Origin of the sequence: Pseudomonas parafulva NBRC 16636 = DSM 17004 (genome assembly GCF_000730645.1) — a bacterium.
GTDB classification, from domain to species: Bacteria; Pseudomonadota; Gammaproteobacteria; order Pseudomonadales; family Pseudomonadaceae; genus Aquipseudomonas; species Aquipseudomonas parafulva.
The window spans coordinates 11,687-32,575 of the sequence record NZ_BBIU01000021.1 but is presented as its reverse complement, the minus strand read 5'-3'; the positions used below and the strand labels follow the sequence as shown (position 1 = coordinate 32,575).

The window sequence follows — 20,889 nt, the reverse complement described above, 5'->3', positions numbered from 1 at the left end:
GCGGTTTCACCCGCGAAAGGGCCGGCAGCTTGTGAATAGATTTCAGACTGTTCAAATAATCACCAATCACCTTGCTTGTACGCGCGGCCTTCTCTACAATTGCGCCCCTTGCCGACCTGGCAGGCGCGCATGTGCCTCCCCACCGTGCAAGACATACAGTGTCATTCACTCCTTGTCTGACCAGATTCGCTGGCAGACTACTAACCCGTAAGGAGCATTCATGCGTCATTACGAAATCATCTTCCTGGTTCACCCGGACCAGAGCGAGCAAGTCGGCGGCATGGTTGAGCGTTACACCAAGCTGATCGAAGAAGATGGTGGCAAGATCCACCGCCTGGAAGACTGGGGCCGTCGTCAACTGGCCTACGCAATCAACAATGTTCACAAGGCTCACTACGTGATGCTGAACGTTGAGTGCACTGGCAAGGCCCTGGCCGAGCTGGAAGACAACTTCCGCTACAACGATGCCGTTATCCGTAACCTGGTCATCCGTCGTGACGAAGCCGTTACCGGTCAGTCCGAGATGCTGAAGGCTGAAGAAAACCGCAGCGAGCGCCGTGAGCGTCGCGAGCGTCCTGAGCATGCCGAGTCCGCCGATGGCGACGACAGCAATGACAGCGACTCCAGCGATAACGCTGACGAGTAATCCACGGACCTTTAGAGGAGCCTATTAAATGGCACGTTTCTTCCGTCGTCGTAAATTCTGCCGCTTCACTGCTGAAGACGTGAAAGAGATCGACTTCAAAGATCTCAACACCCTGAAAGCTTACGTATCCGAAACCGGCAAGATCGTTCCAAGCCGTATCACCGGTACCAAAGCTCGTTATCAGCGTCAGCTGGCTACCGCTATCAAGCGCGCCCGCTTCCTGGCCCTGCTGCCCTACACCGACAGCCACGGCCGCTGAGACCGGGTCGTCGACAAGCAGTAAGGGATTAGCATGCGAGCGTTAGCAAGTTTCATCATGCGCGGTCGTGTGCAGGCTACCCTGGTGGTGGTCATCAGCGCGGTACTGCCGCTGCTGTTCTGGTTGAGTGCCGCTGCCGGCAGCCTTGTGCTGCTGCGGCGGGGTTTCAAGGATGCTACAACGGTCATCGCCGGCGGCTTGCTCGCCGGGCTGGCCGTGTGGGTCATGGGCGATCCGATCACCTTCATGGTGATCGCCGGTGCCCTGGCCTTGGCCGCCATGTTGCGTGGCGAGCATTCCTGGAGCCGGGTTCTGGTGGTCAGCGCCGTGTTCGCCGTGGTTTTCAGCCACGTGCTCGATCTGGCGCTGGCCCCGACCTTCGATGCGCTGGCCAAGGCGTTTTCCGACGCCATGCCGCAAGTCGAGGGGCAACCGGTGCTCTCCGGCGAAACGATCCGCCCTGTGCTGGTCGCTTCCACAGCCGTGACGGTGCAATTGTTCTGCGTGCTGGCTTTGGTGCTGGCGCGTTATTGGCAGGCAGCGTTGTACAACCCTGGAGGCTTCGGTCGCGAATTTCGCGCACTGAAGTTGCCGAAACAGACCATGGCGGTCTTGGTGGCAGTGATGGTGGTGGCCCCGTTCATCGGGCCGCAGTTCATCATCCTGGCATCGGCTTCGAGCCTGGTACTGGTGCTGGCCGGCATCGCGTTGATGCATGGGCTCGTGGCACAGGGCCGACTGGCTGGTTTCTGGCTGGTGGGGATGTACGTGACGTTGCCGCTGATCATGCAGCTGATTTATCCGTTGCTGGTGGTTTTGGCCATTGTCGACAGCCTGATTGATTTTCGCGGTCGCAAGTCCCCCAAGGGGAATGACTCCGCGAACGGTGAAGGTTAAAAGTTAAGAGGTTTTACCAAATGGAACTGATCCTGCTGGAAAAAGTCGCCAACCTGGGTAACCTGGGCGACAAAGTAAATGTTAAGGCTGGCTACGGCCGTAACTACCTGCTGCCATTCGGCAAGGCCACCGCTGCGACCGCCGCCAACCTGGCTGCGTTCGAAGAGCGTCGCGCCGAGCTGGAAAAAGCAGCCGCTGACAAGAAAGCTTCGGCTGAAAGCCGCGCTGCCCAATTGGCCGAGCTGGAAGTGACCATCACTGCCACCGCTGGCGACGAAGGCAAGCTGTTCGGTTCGATCGGCACCCACGACATCGCTGACGCCCTGACCGCCTCTGGCGTTGAAGTGGCCAAAGCTGAAGTGCGTCTGCCGAACGGCACCATCCGTCAGGTTGGCGAATACGACGTAGCCGTGCACCTGCACAGCGACGTTGAAGCCACTGTACGTGTGGTCGTCGTAGCTGCCTAAGCTGCGCTGACCGGCTGGCCCGTCAGGTGTCAGCCGGTTAACATCGGGCACGGTCCTGTCTTCGACAGGCCGTGCCCTTTGTGTTTCTAATCCTCCAGAATTCTTCCGTGGACATGAACGAGATCACTTCCTCCGAACAGCTTGACCTGCAAACCGCAGCCCTGAAGGTGCCGCCGCATTCCATCGAGGCCGAACAGGCCGTGCTCGGTGGCCTGATGCTGGACAACAATGCCTGGGAGCGGGTGCTGGACCAGGTGTCGGATGGCGACTTCTATCGGCATGACCACCGTTTGATCTTCCGTGCCGTGCACAAGTTGGCCGACGCCAACCAGCCATTCGACGTGGTGACCCTGCACGAGCAGCTGGACAAGGAAGGCCTTTCCACGCAGGTGGGTGGCTTGGCGTACCTCGCCGAACTGGCCAAGAACACGCCGTCGGTGGCCAACATCAAGGCGTACGCCGCGATCATTCGCGAGCGGGCCACGCTGCGCCAGCTGATCAGCATCAGTACCGACATTGCCGACAACGCGTTCAACCCGCAGGGGCGCGATGCCGCAGAAATCCTCGACGATGCCGAGCGGCAGATCTTCCAGATCGCCGAGGCACGGCCCAAGACCGGTGGCCCGGTGGGGGTCAACGAGCTGTTGACCAAGGCCATCGACCGTATCGATACACTGTTCAACTCCGACAGCGATATCACCGGGGTGTCCACCGGCTTTACCGATCTGGACGGGAAAACCAGCGGCTTGCAGCCGGCCGACCTGGTCATCGTTGCGGGACGACCCTCCATGGGTAAAACCACCTTCGCCATGAACCTGGTTGAAAACGCGGTGCTGCGTACCGACAAGGCAGTGCTGGTGTTCTCGCTGGAGATGCCAGGCGAATCGCTGGTCATGCGTATGCTGTCGTCGCTTGGCCGTATCGACCAGACCAAGGTGCGTTCCGGGCAATTGGACGATGATGACTGGCCCCGTCTGACCTCGGCTGTGAACCTGCTCAACGACCGCAAGCTCTTCATCGACGATACCGCCGGCATCAGCCCATCGGAGATGCGTGCGCGTACCCGGCGCCTGGCCCGCGAACACGGCGAAATTGCCCTGATCATGGTCGACTACCTGCAGCTGATGCAGATCCCGGGGTCGGCCGGTGACAACCGTACCAATGAAATTTCCGAGATTTCCCGCTCGCTGAAAGCACTGGCAAAGGAATTCAACTGCCCGGTCATCGCGCTCTCCCAGCTGAACCGATCCCTGGAGCAACGCCCGAACAAGCGCCCGGTGAACTCCGACTTGCGTGAATCCGGTGCAATCGAGCAGGACGCCGACGTGATCATGTTCGTCTACCGTGACGAGGTGTACCACCCCGAAACCGAACACAAGGGCGTGGCGGAAATCATCATCGGTAAACAGCGTAACGGGCCGATTGGTTTTGTGCGGCTGGCGTTTATTGGTAAATACACCCGCTTCGAGAACCTGGCGCCGGGGATGTACAACTTCGACGACGACGAGTAAGGCTCGACCAGGCGTTCGCCTTGCTGGTTTCAGTGTTGTTGAGTTCAAGCGCCGCGAGGGCGGCGCTCGATTTGACAAGCGAAGTCATCATCACGGCGGGCACCCGTAGGCCTTTACACCAACTGTCGCGCAACCCACCTATCCCCTACGATTCCAGTCGGACTTGGTTAAAATTTGTGCTATATTTCGCGCCCGCGATTTTCCTGCACACCAGAACCGGTCACTGACATGCAAGCAGCCAAACCACTCTACGACTATCCCAAGTACTGGGCCGAATGCTTCGGGCCAGCACCTTTCCTGCCAATGAGCAGGGAGGAGATGGATCTGCTCGGCTGGGATTCCTGCGACATCATCATCGTGACCGGGGATGCCTACGTCGACCACCCGTCGTTCGGCATGGCCATCATCGGCCGCCTGCTGGAGGCCCAGGGCTTCCGCGTGGGCATCATTGCCCAGCCGAACTGGCAGTCCAAAGACGACTTCATGAAGCTGGGCGAGCCGAACCTGTTCTTCGGGGTGGCTGCAGGCAACATGGACTCGATGATCAACCGCTACACTGCGGACAAGAAAATCCGCTCCGATGACGCCTACACCCCGGGCGGGCTGGCCGGCAGCCGCCCTGACCGTGCCAGCCTGGTGTACAGCCAGCGCTGCAAGGAAGCCTACAAGCACGTGCCGATCGTGCTGGGCGGCATCGAGGCCTCGCTGCGCCGTATCGCGCATTACGACTACTGGCAGGACAAGGTCCGCCACTCGATCCTGATCGACGCCAGCGCCGACATCCTGCTGTTCGGCAACGCCGAGCGCGCCGTGGTCGAAGTGGCCCAGCGCCTGTCCAACGGCGAGCGCATCGACACCATCACCGACGTACGTGGCACCGCGTTCGTGCGCCGCGATACCCCGCAAGGCTGGTACGAGATCGACTCCACCCGCATCGACCGCCCGGGCCGTGTCGACCAGATCATCAACCCCTACGTGAATACCCAGGACACCCAGGCCTGCGCCATCGAGCAGGCCAAAGGCGACCAGGAAGACCCGAACGAAGCCAAGGTGGTGCAGATTCTCGACAGCCCGCGCATGACCCGCGACAAGTCGGTGATCCGCCTGCCCTCGTTCGAGAAAGTGCGCAACGACCCGGTGCTGTATGCCCACGCCAACCGCGTGCTGCACCTGGAGACCAACCCCGGCAACGCCCGCGCCCTGGTGCAAAAACACGGCGAAGTGGATGTGTGGTTCAACCCGCCACCCATCCCCATGAGCACCGAAGAAATGGACTACGTGTTCGGCATGCCGTATGCGCGTGTGCCGCACCCTGCCTACGGCAAGGAGCGCATTCCGGCCTACGAGATGATCCGTTTCTCGGTGAACATCATGCGCGGCTGCTTTGGCGGCTGCACCTTCTGCTCGATCACCGAGCACGAAGGCCGGATCATCCAGAACCGCTCGCATGAGTCGATCCTCCACGAGATCGAAGAAATGCGCGACAAGGTGCCTGGCTTCACCGGCGTGGTGTCTGACCTGGGCGGCCCGACCGCCAACATGTACCGCATCGCCTGTAAAAGCCCGGACATCGAAAAGCACTGCCGCAAGCCGTCGTGCGTGTTCCCCGGTATCTGCGAGAACCTCAACACCGACCATAGCTCGTTGATCGAGCTGTACCGCAAGGCCCGTGCCTTGCCAGGTGTGAAGAAAATCCTGATTGCCTCGGGCCTGCGCTACGACCTGGCGGTCGAGTCGCCGGAATACGTGAAGGAGCTGGTCACCCACCACGTGGGCGGTTACCTCAAGATTGCCCCGGAGCACACCGAGCGTGGCCCGCTGGACAAGATGATGAAGCCGGGTATCGGCACCTACGACCGCTTCAAGCGCATGTTCGAGAAGTTCTCGAAAGAAGCGGGCAAGGAGCAGTACCTGATCCCGTACTTCATCGCCGCGCACCCAGGCACCACCGATGAAGACATGATGAACCTGGCCCTGTGGCTCAAGGGCAACGGCTTCCGCGCCGACCAGGTGCAGGCGTTCTACCCCTCGCCGATGGCCTCGGCCACGGCCATGTACCATTCGGGCAAGAACCCGCTGCGCAAGGTGACCTACAAGAGCGAAGGCGTGGATATCGTCAAGAGCGACGAGCAACGCCGGCTGCACAAGGCATTCTTGCGCTATCACGACCCCAAGGGCTGGCCGATGTTGCGTGAGGCGCTGGAGCGCATGGGCCGCGCCGACCTGATCGGCCCGGGCAAGCACCAGCTGATCCCCCTGCACCAGCCGCAATCGGACACCTACCAGAGTGCTCGGCGCAAGAACTCCACGCCTGCAGGTAGCCACAAAGTGGCCAAGGAGCAGAAGGTGCTGACCCAGCACACCGGCCTGCCGCCGCGTGCCAGTGATGGCAGCAAGCCTTGGGACAAGCGAGAAAAGGCCAAGGCCGAAGCATTCGCGCGCAACCAGCAAGCCGCCAAAGAGCGCAAGGATGCAGGCAAAGGTGGTAAAGCGGGCAAGGGCAAGAAACCGCGTCAGCCGGTCATCCCGCGCTAGTCGACCTCGTTCGGGGCCGCCTGGCGGCCCCGCAACACTGTGAATCCTTCAACCAGCTGTTATTCCGGGCGCGAGAATTCGCAGATCGCCCCGGTGGCTGCGTGTGCGTAAGCGGCGAGCAGGCTGTTGATGAGGCGGGACATGGGCATTTGGTATTGCTCCTAAATGAGTGGTTGTCCCATCGTCTAATAAAGGGGCATGATGTGCCTTTAGATTGGTTGTATACAATCCATTGAGCAATTCAACTGCCTGGCCTATTGACACCCCGTTGACCCACATCAGCGAGGGGCTGAACGGTATAAGGCAGTCTCGCAATTGATAAAACCCTGCCAAGGAGATTCATGATGTTTGCGAAAGCTGTAGCGGTATCCCTGCTGACCCTCGCCAGCGCCTCTGTCTTCGCAGCCGAGTGTTCGGTGACTGTCGATTCCACCGACCAGATGTCGTACAACACCAAGGAAATTACCGTCGACAAGAGCTGCAAGGAGTTCACGGTAAAACTGACGCACTCCGGCAACCTGCCGAAGAACGTCATGGGCCATAACCTGGTCATCAGCAAGACTGCCGACATGCAGGGCATTGCGACCGAAGGCATGAGCCAGGGCCTGGAGAAGGACTACATCAAGGCCGACAACGCCGCGATCATTGCCCACACCAAGATGATTGGTGCGCCTGAGAAAGAAACCGAGATCAAGTTCGACACCTCCAAGCTGGATGCCGGCGGTGACTACAGCTTCTTCTGCACCTTCCCTGGCCACATCTCGATGATGAAGGGCAAGGTTGTCGTCAAGTGATCTGAAGCGCGTGGGTACGTGTCATTGGGGCCGCTTTGCGGCCCCAATGCATTGTTACGGCGCAAACGGCAGCTCGCGCTTGTGCTGGGTCTTGCGGTAGTTGGCGACGATGATGTCGAACGCCGCCTGGTCGATGGGTTGCCCCTGCAGGAAGTCGTCGATCTGCTGATACGTCACACCGTGCGACGCTTCGTCCGGCTTGCCCGGTTCCAGGTCTTCCAGGTCGGCCGTTGGCACCTTCTCCACGAGTGACTCGGGCGCACCGAAGCTGCGCGCAATCGCCCGTACCTGGCGCTTCACCAGGCCGCTCAACGGGGCCAGGTCGCAGGCACCGTCACCAAATTTAGTAAAGAAGCCCATTACCGCTTCGGCGGCGTGGTCGGTACCGATCACCAGCCCAGCACGGGCGCCGGCAATGGTGTACTGCGCCACCATGCGCGTACGCGCCTTGACGTTGCCGACCACGAAGTCCACCAGGGTGGGCGAACCGGCCTTCAGCTCGACCACCTCGGCGGCCAGTGCCTTCACCGCAGGGGCAATGTCGACGGTGTGTACTTCGTCGGCCTTGATCACTTCCAGGCAGGCCTGGGCGTCATGCTCATCGTGCTGGACGTGGTAGGGCAGGCGTACGGCGATGAAGGTGTAGGCCTTGTCGCCGGTTTCTGCACGCAGCTCGTTGATGGCGCGCTGAGCGAGCAGTGCAGCGGTGAGTGAATCGACACCGCCGCTGATGCCCAGCACCAGGGTCTTGAGGCGGGCGTTGGCCAGGCAGCCCTTGATGAACGCCACACGCCGGGCGACTTCGGCGTCCAGGGCAGCGGCGTCGGCGAACGGCGGCTGTACCTTCAGGGCCTGGGCAATTTCCTGTTGAACCGCTTGCATGGGTTACTCCTTGCTGGGGACTTTGAATACATGACGCAAGTAGGCGACGAAATTCGGGTCGCGGCACTGGGTCTTGGCCGCCTCGTCGGAAATCTTCGCCACCGGGGCGCCGTTGCAGTCGGTCATCTTGAGCACGATGCTCATCGGCGCCACCCCCGGGATGTCGCATGTCAGGTTGGTGCCGATACCAAAGCTTACGTTGATGCGACCGCGCAGCGCACGGAAGATTTGCAGCGCCCGGGGCAGGTCCAGGCCATCGGAGAACACCAGGGTCTTGGTCATCGGGTCGATGCCCAGGTGCTGGTAGTGGGCGATGGCCTTTTCCGCCCAGGCCACCGGCTCGCCGGAGTCATGGCGCAGGCCGTCGAAGAGCTTGGCGAAATACAGGTCGAAGTCACCGAGGAAGGCGTCCATGGTGACGCAGTCGGTCAGGGCGATGCCCAGCAAGCCGCGGTACTCCCGCACCCAGCAGTCCAGTGCGGCGATCTGGCTGTCGATCAGCCGGGGGCCGAGCTGCTGATGGGCCATGATCCATTCGTGGGCCATGGTGCCCAGGGGTTTGATATCCAGCTTCCAGGCCAGGTCGACGTTGCTGGTGCCCACGAAGCGGGCCGGGAAGTCGTCGCGCAGCACCCGCACCACCTCCTGTTGCACGCGGCTGGAAAAGCGCCGGCGGGTACCGAAGTCGGCGACCTGCATCTCGGCCAGCTCGTCTCCGCTGGCATTGGCATTGAGCCAGTCGAATTTGCGATAGAGCTGGTCGCGTGCTTCCGACAGCCGCATGTGCGGGTGCAAGTGGCGGTTACGGACCTCGCTGATGATGGCCAGCAGCGGAACTTCGAACAGAATCACATGCAGCCAGGGGCCTTTGAGGCGCAGGCACAGCTGGTCTTCCTCGATGCCCAGTTGGACGTAGCGCAGGTTGAAGCGGAACAACCGCAGAAACCGCAGAAAGTCCGGCTTCAGAAAGCTGATGCGTTCCAGAAAGCCCAACTGCCCGTCATCCAGTGTCAGGTCGCTGAGACGTTCGAGCTGCTGACGGATTTCGCCAAGGTACGGGCGCAGGTCCTCGCCATTGCGGCAGCGGAACTCCCATTCCACGTCGGCATCCGGGTAGTTGTGCAACACAGCCTGCATCATGGTGAGTTTGTAGAAATCGGTGTCGAGCAGGTTATGCACGATGCGCTCGGCGAATGCGCTCTCGCTCATCAGGGGTGACTCCAGAAACGGCGAATGGCGGCCATTGTGCCAGCCTTTTCACTTTGATGTTTCGGCCAGCCTTGAAACGGTGCCGGGTGTAGCAGTGGCGCACCACGTGTGTGCAGTTCGGTGACGTTGTTTGTTACAGGCGGGTTGCACGGTGGTGTGGGGCAGGGTTGCAATGATGGCAGGGTGGAGTTGCCCTGATTCCTGGATGAAGGTGGCACCTTGCGCGTCGCAGACGGTTGCACGCTCAGTAACAAAAGGCCATGCCAGGCTGGCACGCCTGTTAAACGAAGTGTTTAACAGCGATGTAAAACTGATGGCACGGCCCTTGCTCGGAGGACAGGGCTGAGTCGTTGTAGTGCCAACCAAAAAAATTCAGGAGCACCACCTCATGTCGCAGACGTTTTACAAGAAAGGTTTTCTGGCCCTGGCCGTCGCCACGGCACTGGGTGTTTCTTCGTATGTTCAGGCCGACGTGAAGATCGGTGTCGCGGGCCCTATGACCGGGGCGAACGCAGCGTTTGGCGAGCAATACATGAAGGGGGCCCAGGCCGCCGCCGACAAGATCAACGCGGCAGGTGGCGTGAACGGCGAGAAGATCGTGCTGGTGAAGGGCGATGATGCTTGCGAACCCAAGCAAGCCGTGGCCGTGGCCAACCGGTTGGTGGACCAGGACAAGGTCATTGGCGTGGTCGGCCATTTCTGTTCGTCCAACACCATCCCGGCTTCGGAGGTGTATGACGAAGCAGGCGTGATCGCCATCACCCCCGGCTCGACCAACCCGCAGGTCACCGAGCGTGGCCTTTCTGCCATGTTCCGCATGTGCGGCCGGGACGACCAGCAGGGCGTGGTCGCGGGCAACTACATCGTCGATGTGCTCAAAGGCAAGAAGGTGGCGGTGTTGCACGACAAGGACACCTACGGCCAGGGCCTGGCCGACGCGACCAAGGCGCAGCTGGAAAAGCGCGGCGTGAAACCGGTGCTGTATGAAGGCCTGACCCGTGGCGAAAAAGACTTCAGCGCCGTGGTCACCAAGATCCGCTCCGTGGACGCCGACGTGGTGTACTTCGGCGGCCTTCACCCAGAGGCCGGGCCGCTGGTTCGGCAACTGCGCGAGCAGGGCCTGAAGGACGTGAAGTTCATGTCTGACGACGGCATCGTCACCGACGAGCTGGTGTCCACTGCTGGCGGCGCGCAATACGTCGATGGCGTGTACATGACCTTCGGCGCCGACCCGCGCCTGCTGCCGGACAGCAAGGCGGTGGTGGAAGCATTCCGCAAGGCCGGCACCGAGCCTGAAGGCTACACCCTGTATGCCTATGCCTCGCTGCAGGCGTTGGCAGCGGCGTTCAACGGCGCCAAGTCGAACAAGGGCGAGGACGCCGCCAAATGGCTGAAAGCCAACCCGGTGCAGACCGTGATGGGTGAGAAGAAGTGGGACAGCAAGGGCGACCTGACGGTGTCCGACTACGTGGTCTACCAGTGGGATAAGGACGGCAAGTACCACCAGCTGGAAAAACAACAATAACAACGGCCCAAGGCCCAGGTGCACACGCCCTGGGCCCGGGCCCCTGCGGTACCTGTCTTTATTCGTAGACCTGCACGGGTCTGCACTGCGAGGGCCGCCTTGACCCGGGCCCGCCGTGGGCGGCGCCCGTGCAGTCTCCATCAGGTGAGATTGCGTTATGGATGGTATTTTCCTGCAGCAACTGGTCAATGGCCTGACCCTTGGGTCGGTCTATGGCCTGATCGCCATCGGCTACACAATGGTCTATGGCATCATCGGCATGATCAACTTCGCGCACGGCGAGGTGTACATGATCTCCGCTTACCTGGCGGCGATCAGCCTGGCATTGCTGGCTTACTTCGGTATCGAATCCTTCCCCCTGTTGATGCTGGGCACGCTGTTGTTCACCATCGTGGTCACCGGGGTGTATGGCTTCACCATCGAACGCATCGCCTATAAACCCCTGCGTAACTCCACCCGCCTGGCACCGCTGATCAGTGCCATCGGCATTTCGCTCATCCTGCAAAACTACGCGCAGATCAGCCAGGGCGCCCGCCAGCAGGGTGTACCGACGTTGCTCGAAGGCGCCTGGCGCGTCGATGTGGGCAGTGGCTTCGTACAATTGACCTACACCAAGATCTTCATCCTGGTGGCCGCGTTCGTCGGCATGGGCCTGCTGACCTATGTCATCAAGTACACCAAGCTTGGGCGCATGTGCCGTGCCACCCAGCAGGACCGCAAGATGGCGTCGATCCTGGGGATCAACACCGACCGGGTGATTTCCTACGTATTCGTGATCGGTGCGGTGATGGCCGCGCTGGCCGGTGTGCTGATCACCATGAACTATGGCACTTTCGATTTCTATGCAGGCTTCATCATCGGCATCAAGGCATTCACCGCCGCCGTGCTCGGGGGCATCGGCTCGCTGCCGGGGGCGATGCTTGGCGGCATCATCCTGGGGATCTCCGAATCGCTGTTCTCGGGGCTGATCAACTCGGACTACAAGGACGTATTCAGCTTCTCGCTGCTGGTGCTCATCCTTATCTTCCGCCCTCAAGGCCTGCTGGGTCGCCCACTCGTGGCTAAGGTGTGATCATGTCCGTTGCCAAAATTGCCTCTGTTTCCGAAACCAAGGGTTTCGACCTGAAGCGCAGCCTGCTGGAAACCCTGGTCGCAGGGCTGCTGGCGCTGATCGTGTTTGGCCCGGTAGTGGGTGTGGTGCTCGATGGCTACAGTTTCAACGCCGAGCCGCGCCGGGTGGCCTGGCTGGTTGGCGGGGTGATGGTGGGGCGCTTTCTGCTCAGCCTGTACCTGCAGACCGCCGCTGGCCGGCGCATGCTGCAGGGCTTCGACAGCGGTGGCTCGGGCGTGCACGTCAACGCACCGGACTACAAGTCGCGCCTGCGCTACATCATCCCGGCGCTGGTGATCATCGCCATCGTGTTCCCCATCTTTGCCAACAAGTACCTGCTGACCGTGGTCATCCTTGGGCTGATCTACGTCTTGCTGGGCCTTGGGTTGAACATCGTGGTGGGCCTGGCAGGCCTGCTCGACCTGGGCTACGTGGCGTTCTACGCCATCGGCGCCTATGGCCTGGCGCTGGGTTACCAGTACCTGGGGCTGGGCTTCTGGAGCGTACTGCCGCTTGCGGCCATCGCCGCTGCGTTGGCCGGGTGCATTCTGGGGTTCCCGGTGTTACGCATGCACGGCGACTACCTGGCCATCGTCACCCTGGGCTTTGGTGAAATCATCCGCCTGGTGCTGAACAACTGGTTGTCGTTCACGGGCGGGCCCAACGGCATGCCGGCGCCTTCGCCGACCTTCTTCGGCCTGGAGTTCGGGCGGCGTGCCAAGGACGGCGGCGTGCCGATTCACGAGTTCTTCGGCTTCGATTACAACGCCAACCTCAAGTTCGTGTTCATTTATGGGGTGCTGTTTCTGGTCGTGCTGGCGGTGCTCTACATCAAGCACCGGCTGACCCGGATGCCGGTTGGGCGAGCCTGGGAAGCGCTGCGCGAGGACGAGATCGCCTGCCGTTCCATGGGGCTCAACCATGTGCTGGTCAAGCTGTCGGCCTTTACCCTGGGCGCATCGACTGCAGGCCTTGCCGGTGTGTTCTTCGCCACCTACCAGGGCTTCGTCAACCCGTCTTCGTTCACCTTCTTCGAGTCGGCGCTCATTCTGGCCATCGTCGTGCTGGGCGGCATGGGTTCGACCGTGGGCGTGGTCATCGCGGCCTTCGTGCTCACCGTCGCCCCTGAACTGCTGCGCAGCTTCTCGGAATACCGGGTGCTGCTGTTCGGCGTGCTGATGGTGCTGATGATGATCTGGCGACCGCGGGGCCTGATTCGCATCAGCCGTACCGGTGTGACCCCACGTAAAGGAGTGGCGCCATGAGCGACGAAATCATTCTGTCTGTGGATAACCTGATGATGCAGTTCGGTGGCATCAAGGCGCTCAGCGACGTTAGCCTGAAGGTCAGGCGCAACCAGATCTTCGCCTTGATCGGCCCCAATGGCGCCGGCAAGACCACGGTTTTCAACTGCCTTACCGGCTTCTACAAGCCCAGTGGCGGGCGCATCGAGCTGAACGTGCGGGGCGGCCACACCAACGTTATCCAGTTGCTGGGCGAAAGCTTCCAGGCGGCGGATTTTGTCTCCCCGTCCCGTTTCGCCAGCCGGCTGTACTACAAGATGTTCGGTGGCACACACCTGGTGAACCGCGCAGGCCTGGCCCGTACGTTCCAGAACATCCGCCTGTTCAAGGAGATGTCCGTCATCGAGAACCTGCTGGTGGCGCAGCACATGTGGGTAAACCGCAACCTGCTGGCCGGGGTGCTCAACACCAAGGCCTACCGCAAGTCCGAGAGCGATGCGCTGGACCACGCCTTCTACTGGTTGGAGGTGGTCGACCTGGTCGATTGTGCCAACCGCCTGGCTGGCGAGCTGTCGTACGGGCAGCAGCGGCGCCTGGAGATTGCCCGGGCCATGTGCACGCGGCCCAAGGTGATCTGCCTGGACGAGCCGGCGGCCGGCCTGAACCCGCAGGAAACCGAGGCGCTCAGCCGTATGGTGCGGGTGCTGCGTGACGAGCACGACATCACGGTGGTGCTGATCGAGCACGACATGGGCATGGTCATGAGCATTTCCGACCATATCGTCGTGCTGGACCACGGCAACGTGATCGCCGAAGGCGCCCCGCAGGATATCCGCAACAACCCGACCGTGATCGCTGCCTACCTGGGTGCCGACGAAGAGGAACTGGTATGACTGCACCCATTCTCGAACTGCGTGACCTGGACGTGTTCTACGGCCCGATCCAAGCCCTCAAGCAAGTGTCCATGCACATCGATGAAGGTGAGACGGTGAGCCTGATTGGCGCCAACGGGGCGGGTAAGTCCACCTTGTTGATGTCCATCTTTGGCCAACCGCGCGCCGCTGCCGGGCAGATCATTTACCGGGGGACGGACATCACCCGCAAGTCCACGCACTACATCGCGGCCAACGGCATTGCCCAATCCCCGGAGGGGCGGCGGGTGTTCCCGGACATGAGCGTGGAAGAAAACCTGATGATGGGCACCATCCCCATCGGCGACAAGCACGCCGACGAGGACATGCAGCGCATGTACGAACTGTTCCCGCGCCTCAAGGAACGGCGCAACCAGCGTGCCATGACCATGTCCGGGGGCGAGCAGCAGATGCTGGCGATTGCCCGCGCACTGATGAGCCGGCCGAAGTTGCTGCTGCTGGACGAGCCTTCGCTGGGGCTGGCGCCGATCGTGGTCAAGCAGATCTTTGCCACCCTGCGTGAGCTGGCCAAGACCGGGATGACTATTTTTCTGGTGGAGCAGAACGCCAACCATGCGCTGAAACTGTCGGATCGCGCCTATGTGATGGTGAACGGGCAAATCCGCATGACCGGGACGGGGCAGGAGTTGTTGGTGAACGAAGAAGTGCGCAGCGCTTACCTGGGTGGGCACTGAGCGGCGGCGCTGGGCAGCGCCTGCCTGGTTCGTACGGCACGATATCGCGCCATGCGCAAAGGCGTCCGCGCAAAAACGCCCCGGCTTAATTGGCCCGAAACAAATGTAGGAGCGAGCGCAGCTCGCGATGCGCCGCGCGGGCGGCGCTCGATCTGCGCGCCACCACAACCACCACGTCATGCCTGTGGTTGCCATCACACGATCTGCGTCGGCTGCCACGCCGGACGATTTGCGGGTAAGGGATGTGAGGGCTTACAGGTGCCCGCCTTGAGGTTTTTTTCGCCCGTGAGATCGAGCGCCGCCCGCGCGGCGCATCGCTAGCTTTGCTCGCTCCTACAGTGTGGACAACCTGTCGCACCCCATTTGTCATAACGCCTTTTATCCCGCCAGCATCCCCGTTTTCCACAGGCCGAAGGTTGTCCACGGATAATGTGCAACCGCCTGTGGAAAACATGGTGGCATGTTCACCTAAGCCACACACCGCGTGGCGTACAGAGCTTTGATCGTTTTTTGATCAATGGCATGCCACGGATGGTTTTCTGTGTCTTTTCAACGCCCTGTGCGGATTTACGAATTCCTGCAAAGGCTGTGGATAAGTCTGTGCAAAAACCTTGGACAGACTGCTGTAGGCGGCATGGCTGAAAGCCTTGGGCCATCACCCATGGACTGATCGCGGACCGTACAAGGCTGAAAGGGTTCCGCTCCGGGCAGAAGTTGCCCCCATTCAGTGGGGAAAGGCTTGTGGATAACGTGCGCATAGCTGGCCGTAGCCCGCTGATGGCGAGGGTTTGCGGCATATGAACAAAAAATGACCAACTGCACCACGGCTTGCTGAGTGTGCGTGGCGCGGGCATGCTGCACCCCTGCCCACACTCCTACCGTGAGGAACACTGCATGACATCCACCGTCTTCATCACTGGCGCCACCTCCGGCTTTGGCGAGGCCACTGCCCGACGTTTTGCCGAGGCAGGCTGGAAACTGGTGCTGACGGGCCGGCGCAAGGACCGCCTTGATGCGCTGTGCGCCGAACTGTCGGCCAAGACCGAGGTGCATGGCCTGGTACTGGACGTGCGGGACCGCAAAGCCATGGAGCAGGCCATCGCCAACCTGCCGGCAGGCTTCGACAAGCTGCAGGGCCTGGTCAACAACGCGGGCCTGGCGTTGGGTGTGGATGCGGCGCAAAACTGCAGCCTGGACGACTGGGAGACCATGGTCGACACCAATATCAAAGGCCTGATGTTCACCACACGCCTGCTGCTGCCACGCCTGATCGCCCACGGCCGTGGGGCGTCGATCCTGAACGTGGGGTCGGTGGCAGGTAACTACCCATACCCTGGCAGCAACGTGTATGGCGGCACCAAGGCGTTTGTCGGGCAGTTTTCCCTCAGCCTGCGCTGTGACCTGCGCGGCACCGGCGTGCGGGTGAGCAACATCGAGCCCGGGCTGTGCGAGAGCGAGTTCTCGCTGGTGCGCTTTGCTGGGGACCAGGCCAAATACGATGCCACCTACGCCGGCGCCGAGCCCATTCAGCCCCAGGACATTGCCGAGACCATCTTCTGGATTCTCAACCAGCCTGCGCACATCAACATCAACAGCCTGGAACTGATGCCGGTGAGCCAGGACTGGGCTGGGTTCGCCATCGACCGTTCTGCCAAGGGCTGACTGCGAAGGGCTTAGGCCAAGCTTTGCAGGCCTTCCAGGCAGGTTGCCAGGTGGTAGGGGGTGGTAGACGGCATGTCATGCCGGCTTACTGCCCCCTCGCCGTCCCGGCATTCATACCAGCCGCCGGCATGCAGAAACTGCCGTTCCATCGCCTCTAGCTGGGCAGGGAGCATGGCTTGGCTACCAGGCCGCAGGGCCAAGGCCCGCAGGTATTCAGCCTGTGCCCAGATGCGCTGGGTAGCGTCCAGTACATTGCCGTGCACATCGAGCGCGGCCATCACCGCAGCCCCTTTTACCCCGAACCGTTCGGCAAAGCCGAAGGCGCGGTCGATGGAAGCGTGCAGGGGCGTGTCGCGCAGCAGGGGCGAGGTGTGCAGCAGGTAGAACCACTCGAACTGATGCCCCGGCTCGAACCAGTTATCCACAGCACCGCGTGGCTTTTCCAGCATCAGGCCGTGAGCCGGTTCGATGAAGTGCGCTTCGAGGGCATCGCTCAGCTGCAGCAGCGCCTGGCGAACGGGGTGGTCGTCACGTACTGCCAGCACCTTGAGGAAGGCTTCTGCCAGGTGCATCTGCGGGTTCTGCAGCGGGCCGCTGCCCAGGTCGGCCCAGTTTTCACCGAGGCAGGCTTCGTACAGGCCCTCTTCACGGGCGAATTGCTGGGCAATGATATCGAGCGCGGCGTTCAGGGTGGATTCGACGAGGCTCTGCTTGACCTGGCCCCAATAGTGCGCGCAGGCGAACACGATGAAGGCGTGGGTGTACAGGTCCTTGCGCCGATCAAGCGGCTTGCCCTGGGCGTCGATGCTGTAGAACCAGCCGCCGTGCTCAGCATCGTGGAAGTGCTTTTGCAGCGAGCGGAACAGCGCCGCCGCCCGTTCGGCAGCACCGGGCTCGCCGATGCGGCTGCTGAACAGGTACAACTGGCGTGCGCAGGCCATGGCCCGGTAGCGCTGCACCGGCAGTGGACGGTGGTTGGCGTCCAGCGACTCAAACGGCAAGGCCAGGTCGGCGTTCCAGCCAGGCCCCTGCCACAGCGGCACGATGCATTCGGCGAAGTGCTGGCTGAAACGGGCCAGGGCGGGCAGGGAAGAAGAGGGGTGAGACATGTTCGCGCTCGTCGCTGTCAGGCAGGGCGCCATGGTAGCAGAAGTGGGGTGTGCAGTTGCCTGTGCAGGCCTCACCCCAGGTCACCCGTCAACCCGGATTGCCAAGCCCTTGCCAATGGCGAGCGCCCACGAAAATGAAGCGTAACTGCTGGGTGATCTTTTCCTGGGCCGTGAGTGCTTGTGGATAACCCGGCCCCGGGCTGTCGATCAGCTCGGGCAGGGTCGCGAACACGGTTTTCACCACCAGGTCAGCCATTACCGCCAGCGCCGCACCGTCAAGATGCTGCCAGCGCTTCATGCGGGCCAGGTCAGTGGCCAAGTCGTCGCTGATGTTCTGGCGCAGGCAGGCGATGGCCTGGCGTACGGCCTGGGAGCCACCATACTGCTCGCGGGCCAAAAAAAGAAACTGCGCGCGGTGGGCGGCGACCACATCCAGGAAGATACGCACCGAGGCGTCGGTGATGCCGCCCAGTTCGAATTCGTTTTGCCGCACCAGGCGGATGGTCTGGCGGAAGGTATTGTCGACCTCGGCCACCAAGGCCAGGCCCAGGGCATCCATATCGGAAAAGTGCCGGTAGAAACCGGTGGGCACAATGCCCGCCGTCTTGGCCACTTCACGCAGGCTGATACTGCCGAACCCGCGGCCACTCTCCATGAGCAGGCAGGCGGCATCCAGCAGGGCCTGGCGGGTTTGCAGCTTCTGTTCGGCGCGCGGCAACATGATGCGGGCTTCTTTGACGGTGAGGCTGGGCACTCTAGTTAAAAAAACGAAGCCCGGTCAATGGACCGGGCCAAGGGGTAGCAGGGGGTATGACAGCGTTTGCGCTTGTCAGCCATAGGGTCAGCTCACGCGACGGGTTTCGATCAGGCGATCGGAGCCGCCTTCGGCGACGCGGCCTTGTTGCTCGATCAGGCGATCGGAGCCGCCTTCAGCTACGGTCTTTAAAGCCTGCACGTGTTCGACAGTGCTGGCGCGTGACTCAGCTGTCAGGTGCTGTTCGGTGGCCGGCAGCGCAAAGGCATTGGCTGCAAGTACGGACAAAGCCAGGGTCAGGAGATGGCGTTTCATGATCGGGTGCTCCTCTTGGGGGCTGGAAAGTGGGTACGAAGCCAATGCTACGCCGCGTACCTCCAGAGAGAAGTTCATCCTGGTAATGGTAAACATCGACCGTATCGATAGCGTGTTCCAAGGTGTCTAGTTGGCTGCTTTGCGAGCGGTAGAGGGAAATTCTTGGCTATGATGGCGTCATCAATAAAACCCTGAGGGGTTTCGTCAGTCCCACATAAACCAGCATCACCGCTGTATTTGTTTACGCCATAGCGCATGGAGACCCACGCAATGACGCGTCCCGCCAGAATCACCCTCTGGACCCTGCTCACGCTGCTGACCCTGCTGGCGATTCTGGTGGTAGTGATCGCCACGTTCGACTGGAACCGGGTCAAGCCACTGATCAACGAGAAAGTGTCCGAAGCCCTGCATCGGCCGTTCGCCATCAATGGCAACCTTGCCGTGCACTGGCGCACCGAGCCTGAGGAAGGCGGCTGGCGTGCCTGGGTACCTTGGCCGCGTTTCGTTGCCGAGGACCTTACCCTGGGCAACCCGGATTGGCTGAAGACGCCGCAGATGGTCGGCCTTGAGCGCGTCGAGTTTCGCCTGGCCCCGCTGCCGCTGCTGGCGCAGCGCATCAGCATCCCGCGCATCGACTTGACCAAGCCTACCGCCAGCCTTACCCGGCTGGCCGATGGCCGCGCCAACTGGACGTTCGACTTCGGCCCGAAGGATGAAAACGAAGCGCCCTCCAAGTGGCAGCTGGACATTGGCGCGATCGGCTTCGACCAGGGCAACGTCAGCTTCGACGACCAGACCCTGAAGGCCCGCATGAAGGTGCAGATCGACCCGCTGGGCAAGCCCATTCCGTTCAGCGAGATCGTTGGCAAGGCCGCCGCCGAGAAGGCCGGGGCAGCCCAGGACTATGCCTTCGGCCTGAAAGCCGAGGGCCGTTACAAAGACCAGCCCGTATCCGGCACGGGCAAGATCGGCGGCTTGCTGGCACTGCAGGACGCCAACCAGCCATTCCCGCTGCAGGCCGACGTGCGTATTGCCGATACCCATGTGGTGCTTGCCGGCACCCTGACCGACCCCCGCAACCTCGGCGCACTGGACCTGCGCCTGCGGCTGTCGGGTGCCAGCCTGGGCAACCTCTACCCGCTGACCGGTGTGACCCTGCCGGATACCCCTGCCTATTCCACCGATGGCCGCCTGAAGGCAAATCTGCATGCCGCGCAAGGCGCCACGTTCGAGTATCAAGGCTTCAACGGCAAGATCGGTGACAGCGACATTCATGGTGACCTGGCCTTCGTCGGCAGCAAGCCGCGGCCCAAGCTGTCGGGCAAGCTGGTGTCCAACCAGTTGCTGTTCAAGGACCTGGCGCCGCTGATCGGGGCCGACTCCAACGCTGAGCAAAAAGCCCGTGGTGGCGCCAGCAAGCAGCCCACCGACAAAGTGCTGCCGGTGGAGGAGTTCCGCACTGAACGCTGGCGCGCCATGGATGCCGATGTCACCTTTGCTGGCAAGCGCATTGTGCACAGCGAGCAGTTGCCATTCACCGACCTCTCGGCCCACGTGATCCTGGACGATGGCCTGCTGCGCCTGGAACCGCTGCGCTTTGGCGTAGCGGGCGGCAACCTGGCTTCCAGGATTCGCCTGGATGGCCGCAATGTGCCGTTGCAGGGCCGCGCCCAGCTGACGGCGCGTGGCTTCAAGCTCAAGCAGCTGTTCCCCACCTTTGCGCCCATGCAGAGCAGTTTCGGCGAACTGAACGGCGACGCTGACATCAGCGGCCGCGGTAATTCCGTGGCGGCATTGCTGGGTACGGCCAACGGCGACTTGCGCATGCTCGTCAACGATGGCGCCATCAGCCGTAGCCTCATGGAAATCGCAGGTTTGAACGTGGGCAATTACATCGTCGACAAGTTGTTCGGTGACGAAGATGTGAAGATCAACTGCGCCGCTGCCGATGTGGGCATCAAGGATGGCCTGGCCAGTACGCGGCTCTTCATCTTCGATACCGAGAACGCGATCATCTACATCAACGGCACGGCCAATTTCGCCAACGAGCACCTGGACCTCAAGGTTACGCCGGAGTCCAAGGGCCTGCGGCTGTTCTCCCTGCGTTCGCCGTTGTACGTACGCGGCAAGTTCGCCAAGCCCAGCGCGGGCGTACAGGCCGTGCCCCTGGCACTGCGTGGCGCAGGCATGGTAGCGCTGGGTGTGGTTGCAGGGCCTGCCGCAGGCCTGCTGGCCCTGATCGCACCCAGCAGCGGCGATGACCCCAACCAGTGCACCCCGTTGTTGCAGCAAATGAAGGAAGGCAAGGCACCAGCAGCCGTGAAAGGGCGCCGGTAAACGCGAGCACGGATCGCGTTGTGCTC

Annotated in this window: 19 protein-coding genes and 1 pseudogene; 15 read left to right on the top strand and 5 right to left on the bottom strand. The window is 61.6% G+C overall.

All coding sequences use genetic code 11. The features are described 5' to 3' along the window. Positions 1-220: 220 nt before the first annotated feature. From rpsF to azu, 7 genes are all read left to right on the top strand, one after another. Positions 221-646: a 30S ribosomal protein S6 gene (rpsF, locus tag PPA02S_RS14850; protein ID WP_013974420.1), complete on the top strand. Its 426-nt coding sequence runs from the start codon at positions 221-223 to the stop codon at positions 644-646. Positions 647-674: 28 nt separating this feature from the next. Beyond that, positions 675-905, top strand: coding sequence for a 30S ribosomal protein S18 (rpsR, locus tag PPA02S_RS14845; protein ID WP_003249563.1), 231 nt, complete (start codon positions 675-677; stop codon positions 903-905). A gap of 33 nt (positions 906-938) precedes the next feature. Further along, entirely contained in the window at positions 939-1,802 is an 864-nt protein-coding gene (locus tag PPA02S_RS14840; protein ID WP_028631823.1) for a hypothetical protein, read from the top strand. A gap of 20 nt (positions 1,803-1,822) precedes the next feature. Next, positions 1,823-2,269, top strand: coding sequence for a 50S ribosomal protein L9 (rplI, locus tag PPA02S_RS14835; protein ID WP_028631822.1), 447 nt, complete (start codon positions 1,823-1,825; stop codon positions 2,267-2,269). A gap of 113 nt (positions 2,270-2,382) precedes the next feature. Beyond that, positions 2,383-3,780, top strand: coding sequence for a replicative DNA helicase (gene dnaB, locus PPA02S_RS14830; protein ID WP_028631821.1), 1,398 nt, complete (start codon positions 2,383-2,385; stop codon positions 3,778-3,780). Positions 3,781-4,008: 228 nt separating this feature from the next. Further along, positions 4,009-6,315: a YgiQ family radical SAM protein gene (locus PPA02S_RS14825; RefSeq protein ID WP_028631820.1), complete on the top strand. Its 2,307-nt coding sequence runs from the start codon at positions 4,009-4,011 to the stop codon at positions 6,313-6,315. A gap of 344 nt (positions 6,316-6,659) precedes the next feature. Next, the gene (gene azu / locus PPA02S_RS14820; RefSeq protein WP_028631819.1) at positions 6,660-7,109 is read left to right on the top strand and encodes an azurin; all 450 of its coding nucleotides are present in this window, start codon (positions 6,660-6,662) and stop codon (positions 7,107-7,109) included. A 54-nt stretch (positions 7,110-7,163) separates the two neighbouring features. Here the strand turns inward: azu and nadE are convergent, their stop codons facing one another. Continuing rightward, complete coding sequence (gene nadE, locus PPA02S_RS14815; RefSeq protein WP_028631818.1) at positions 7,164-7,991, bottom strand: NAD(+) synthase; 828 nt, start codon at positions 7,989-7,991, stop codon at positions 7,164-7,166. Positions 7,992-7,994: 3 nt separating this feature from the next. Next, positions 7,995-9,200, bottom strand: a complete 1,206-nt coding sequence (gene pncB, locus PPA02S_RS14810) for a nicotinate phosphoribosyltransferase (RefSeq protein WP_028631817.1) — start codon at positions 9,198-9,200, stop codon at positions 7,995-7,997. 388 nt (positions 9,201-9,588) lie between these two features. Here pncB and PPA02S_RS14805 point away from each other — a divergent pair, with 388 nt between their 5' ends. From PPA02S_RS14805 to PPA02S_RS14780, 6 genes are all read left to right on the top strand, one after another. Further along, positions 9,589-10,725 (top strand): branched-chain amino acid ABC transporter substrate-binding protein, encoded by a 1,137-nt coding sequence (locus tag PPA02S_RS14805; RefSeq protein WP_028631816.1) that lies wholly within the window; start codon positions 9,589-9,591, stop codon positions 10,723-10,725. Positions 10,726-10,882: 157 nt separating this feature from the next. After that, entirely contained in the window at positions 10,883-11,797 is a 915-nt protein-coding gene (locus PPA02S_RS14800; protein ID WP_028631815.1) for an ABC transporter permease subunit, read from the top strand. Between the two features lie 2 nt (positions 11,798-11,799). Beyond that, complete coding sequence (gene livM / locus PPA02S_RS14795; RefSeq protein ID WP_028631814.1) at positions 11,800-13,101, top strand: high-affinity branched-chain amino acid ABC transporter permease LivM; 1,302 nt, start codon at positions 11,800-11,802, stop codon at positions 13,099-13,101. Beyond that, positions 13,098-13,973, top strand: coding sequence for an ABC transporter ATP-binding protein (locus PPA02S_RS14790; protein ID WP_028631813.1), 876 nt, complete (start codon positions 13,098-13,100; stop codon positions 13,971-13,973). The genes livM and PPA02S_RS14790 overlap by 4 nt, the downstream gene beginning before the upstream one ends. Beyond that, entirely contained in the window at positions 13,970-14,686 is a 717-nt protein-coding gene (locus PPA02S_RS14785) for an ABC transporter ATP-binding protein (RefSeq protein WP_028631812.1), read from the top strand. The genes PPA02S_RS14790 and PPA02S_RS14785 overlap by 4 nt, the downstream gene beginning before the upstream one ends. A gap of 894 nt (positions 14,687-15,580) precedes the next feature. Beyond that, on the top strand, positions 15,581-16,348 hold the full coding sequence (locus PPA02S_RS14780; RefSeq protein WP_028631811.1) for an SDR family oxidoreductase: 768 nt from the start codon (positions 15,581-15,583) through the stop codon (positions 16,346-16,348). 11 nt (positions 16,349-16,359) lie between these two features. Here PPA02S_RS14780 and PPA02S_RS14775 read toward each other — a convergent pair whose 3' ends face one another. The 3 genes and pseudogenes from PPA02S_RS14775 to PPA02S_RS14765 all read right to left on the bottom strand — a co-directional run. After that, positions 16,360-17,457 carry an AGE family epimerase/isomerase gene (locus PPA02S_RS14775; RefSeq protein ID WP_028631810.1) on the bottom strand — a complete coding sequence of 366 codons (1,098 nt, stop codon included), beginning with the start codon at positions 17,455-17,457 and terminating at the stop codon, positions 16,360-16,362. A gap of 88 nt (positions 17,458-17,545) precedes the next feature. Continuing rightward, positions 17,546-18,178 (bottom strand): TetR family transcriptional regulator, encoded by a 633-nt coding sequence (locus PPA02S_RS14770; RefSeq protein ID WP_028631809.1) that lies wholly within the window; start codon positions 18,176-18,178, stop codon positions 17,546-17,548. Between the two features lie 138 nt (positions 18,179-18,316). Further along, positions 18,317-18,526: pseudogene (locus PPA02S_RS14765) on the bottom strand (phage infection protein); the annotation flags it as partial. Here PPA02S_RS14765 and PPA02S_RS23445 point away from each other — a divergent pair. Next, entirely contained in the window at positions 18,525-18,656 is a 132-nt protein-coding gene (locus tag PPA02S_RS23445) for a hypothetical protein (RefSeq protein WP_256217453.1), read from the top strand. The pseudogene PPA02S_RS14765 and the gene PPA02S_RS23445 overlap by 2 nt on opposite strands. Positions 18,657-18,796: 140 nt before the next feature. Beyond that, positions 18,797-20,863, top strand: coding sequence for an AsmA family protein (locus PPA02S_RS14760; protein ID WP_028631808.1), 2,067 nt, complete (start codon positions 18,797-18,799; stop codon positions 20,861-20,863). The last annotated feature ends 26 nt before the right edge of the window (positions 20,864-20,889 follow it).

Excerpts from the sequence above, each read along its gene's own strand:
- rpsF (WP_013974420.1), top strand. The coding sequence starts at position 221 with ATGCGTCATTACGAAATCATCTTCCTGGTTCACCCGGACCAGAGCGAG.
- rpsR (WP_003249563.1), top strand. The coding sequence starts at position 675 with ATGGCACGTTTCTTCCGTCGTCGTAAATTCTGCCGCTTCACTGCTGAA.
- PPA02S_RS14840 (WP_028631823.1), top strand. The coding sequence starts at position 939 with ATGCGAGCGTTAGCAAGTTTCATCATGCGCGGTCGTGTGCAGGCTACC.
- rplI (WP_028631822.1), top strand. The coding sequence starts at position 1,823 with ATGGAACTGATCCTGCTGGAAAAAGTCGCCAACCTGGGTAACCTGGGC.
- dnaB (WP_028631821.1), top strand. The coding sequence starts at position 2,383 with ATGAACGAGATCACTTCCTCCGAACAGCTTGACCTGCAAACCGCAGCC.
- PPA02S_RS14825 (WP_028631820.1), top strand. The coding sequence starts at position 4,009 with ATGCAAGCAGCCAAACCACTCTACGACTATCCCAAGTACTGGGCCGAA.
- azu (WP_028631819.1), top strand. The coding sequence starts at position 6,660 with ATGTTTGCGAAAGCTGTAGCGGTATCCCTGCTGACCCTCGCCAGCGCC.
- nadE (WP_028631818.1), bottom strand. The coding sequence starts at position 7,991 with ATGCAAGCGGTTCAACAGGAAATTGCCCAGGCCCTGAAGGTACAGCCG.
- pncB (WP_028631817.1), bottom strand. The coding sequence starts at position 9,200 with ATGAGCGAGAGCGCATTCGCCGAGCGCATCGTGCATAACCTGCTCGAC.
- PPA02S_RS14805 (WP_028631816.1), top strand. The coding sequence starts at position 9,589 with ATGTCGCAGACGTTTTACAAGAAAGGTTTTCTGGCCCTGGCCGTCGCC.
- PPA02S_RS14800 (WP_028631815.1), top strand. The coding sequence starts at position 10,883 with ATGGATGGTATTTTCCTGCAGCAACTGGTCAATGGCCTGACCCTTGGG.
- livM (WP_028631814.1), top strand. The coding sequence starts at position 11,800 with ATGTCCGTTGCCAAAATTGCCTCTGTTTCCGAAACCAAGGGTTTCGAC.
- PPA02S_RS14790 (WP_028631813.1), top strand. The coding sequence starts at position 13,098 with ATGAGCGACGAAATCATTCTGTCTGTGGATAACCTGATGATGCAGTTC.
- PPA02S_RS14785 (WP_028631812.1), top strand. The coding sequence starts at position 13,970 with ATGACTGCACCCATTCTCGAACTGCGTGACCTGGACGTGTTCTACGGC.
- PPA02S_RS14780 (WP_028631811.1), top strand. The coding sequence starts at position 15,581 with ATGACATCCACCGTCTTCATCACTGGCGCCACCTCCGGCTTTGGCGAG.
- PPA02S_RS14775 (WP_028631810.1), bottom strand. The coding sequence starts at position 17,457 with ATGTCTCACCCCTCTTCTTCCCTGCCCGCCCTGGCCCGTTTCAGCCAG.
- PPA02S_RS14770 (WP_028631809.1), bottom strand. The coding sequence starts at position 18,178 with ATGTTGCCGCGCGCCGAACAGAAGCTGCAAACCCGCCAGGCCCTGCTG.
- PPA02S_RS23445 (WP_256217453.1), top strand. The coding sequence starts at position 18,525 with ATGATCGGGTGCTCCTCTTGGGGGCTGGAAAGTGGGTACGAAGCCAAT.
- PPA02S_RS14760 (WP_028631808.1), top strand. The coding sequence starts at position 18,797 with ATGACGCGTCCCGCCAGAATCACCCTCTGGACCCTGCTCACGCTGCTG.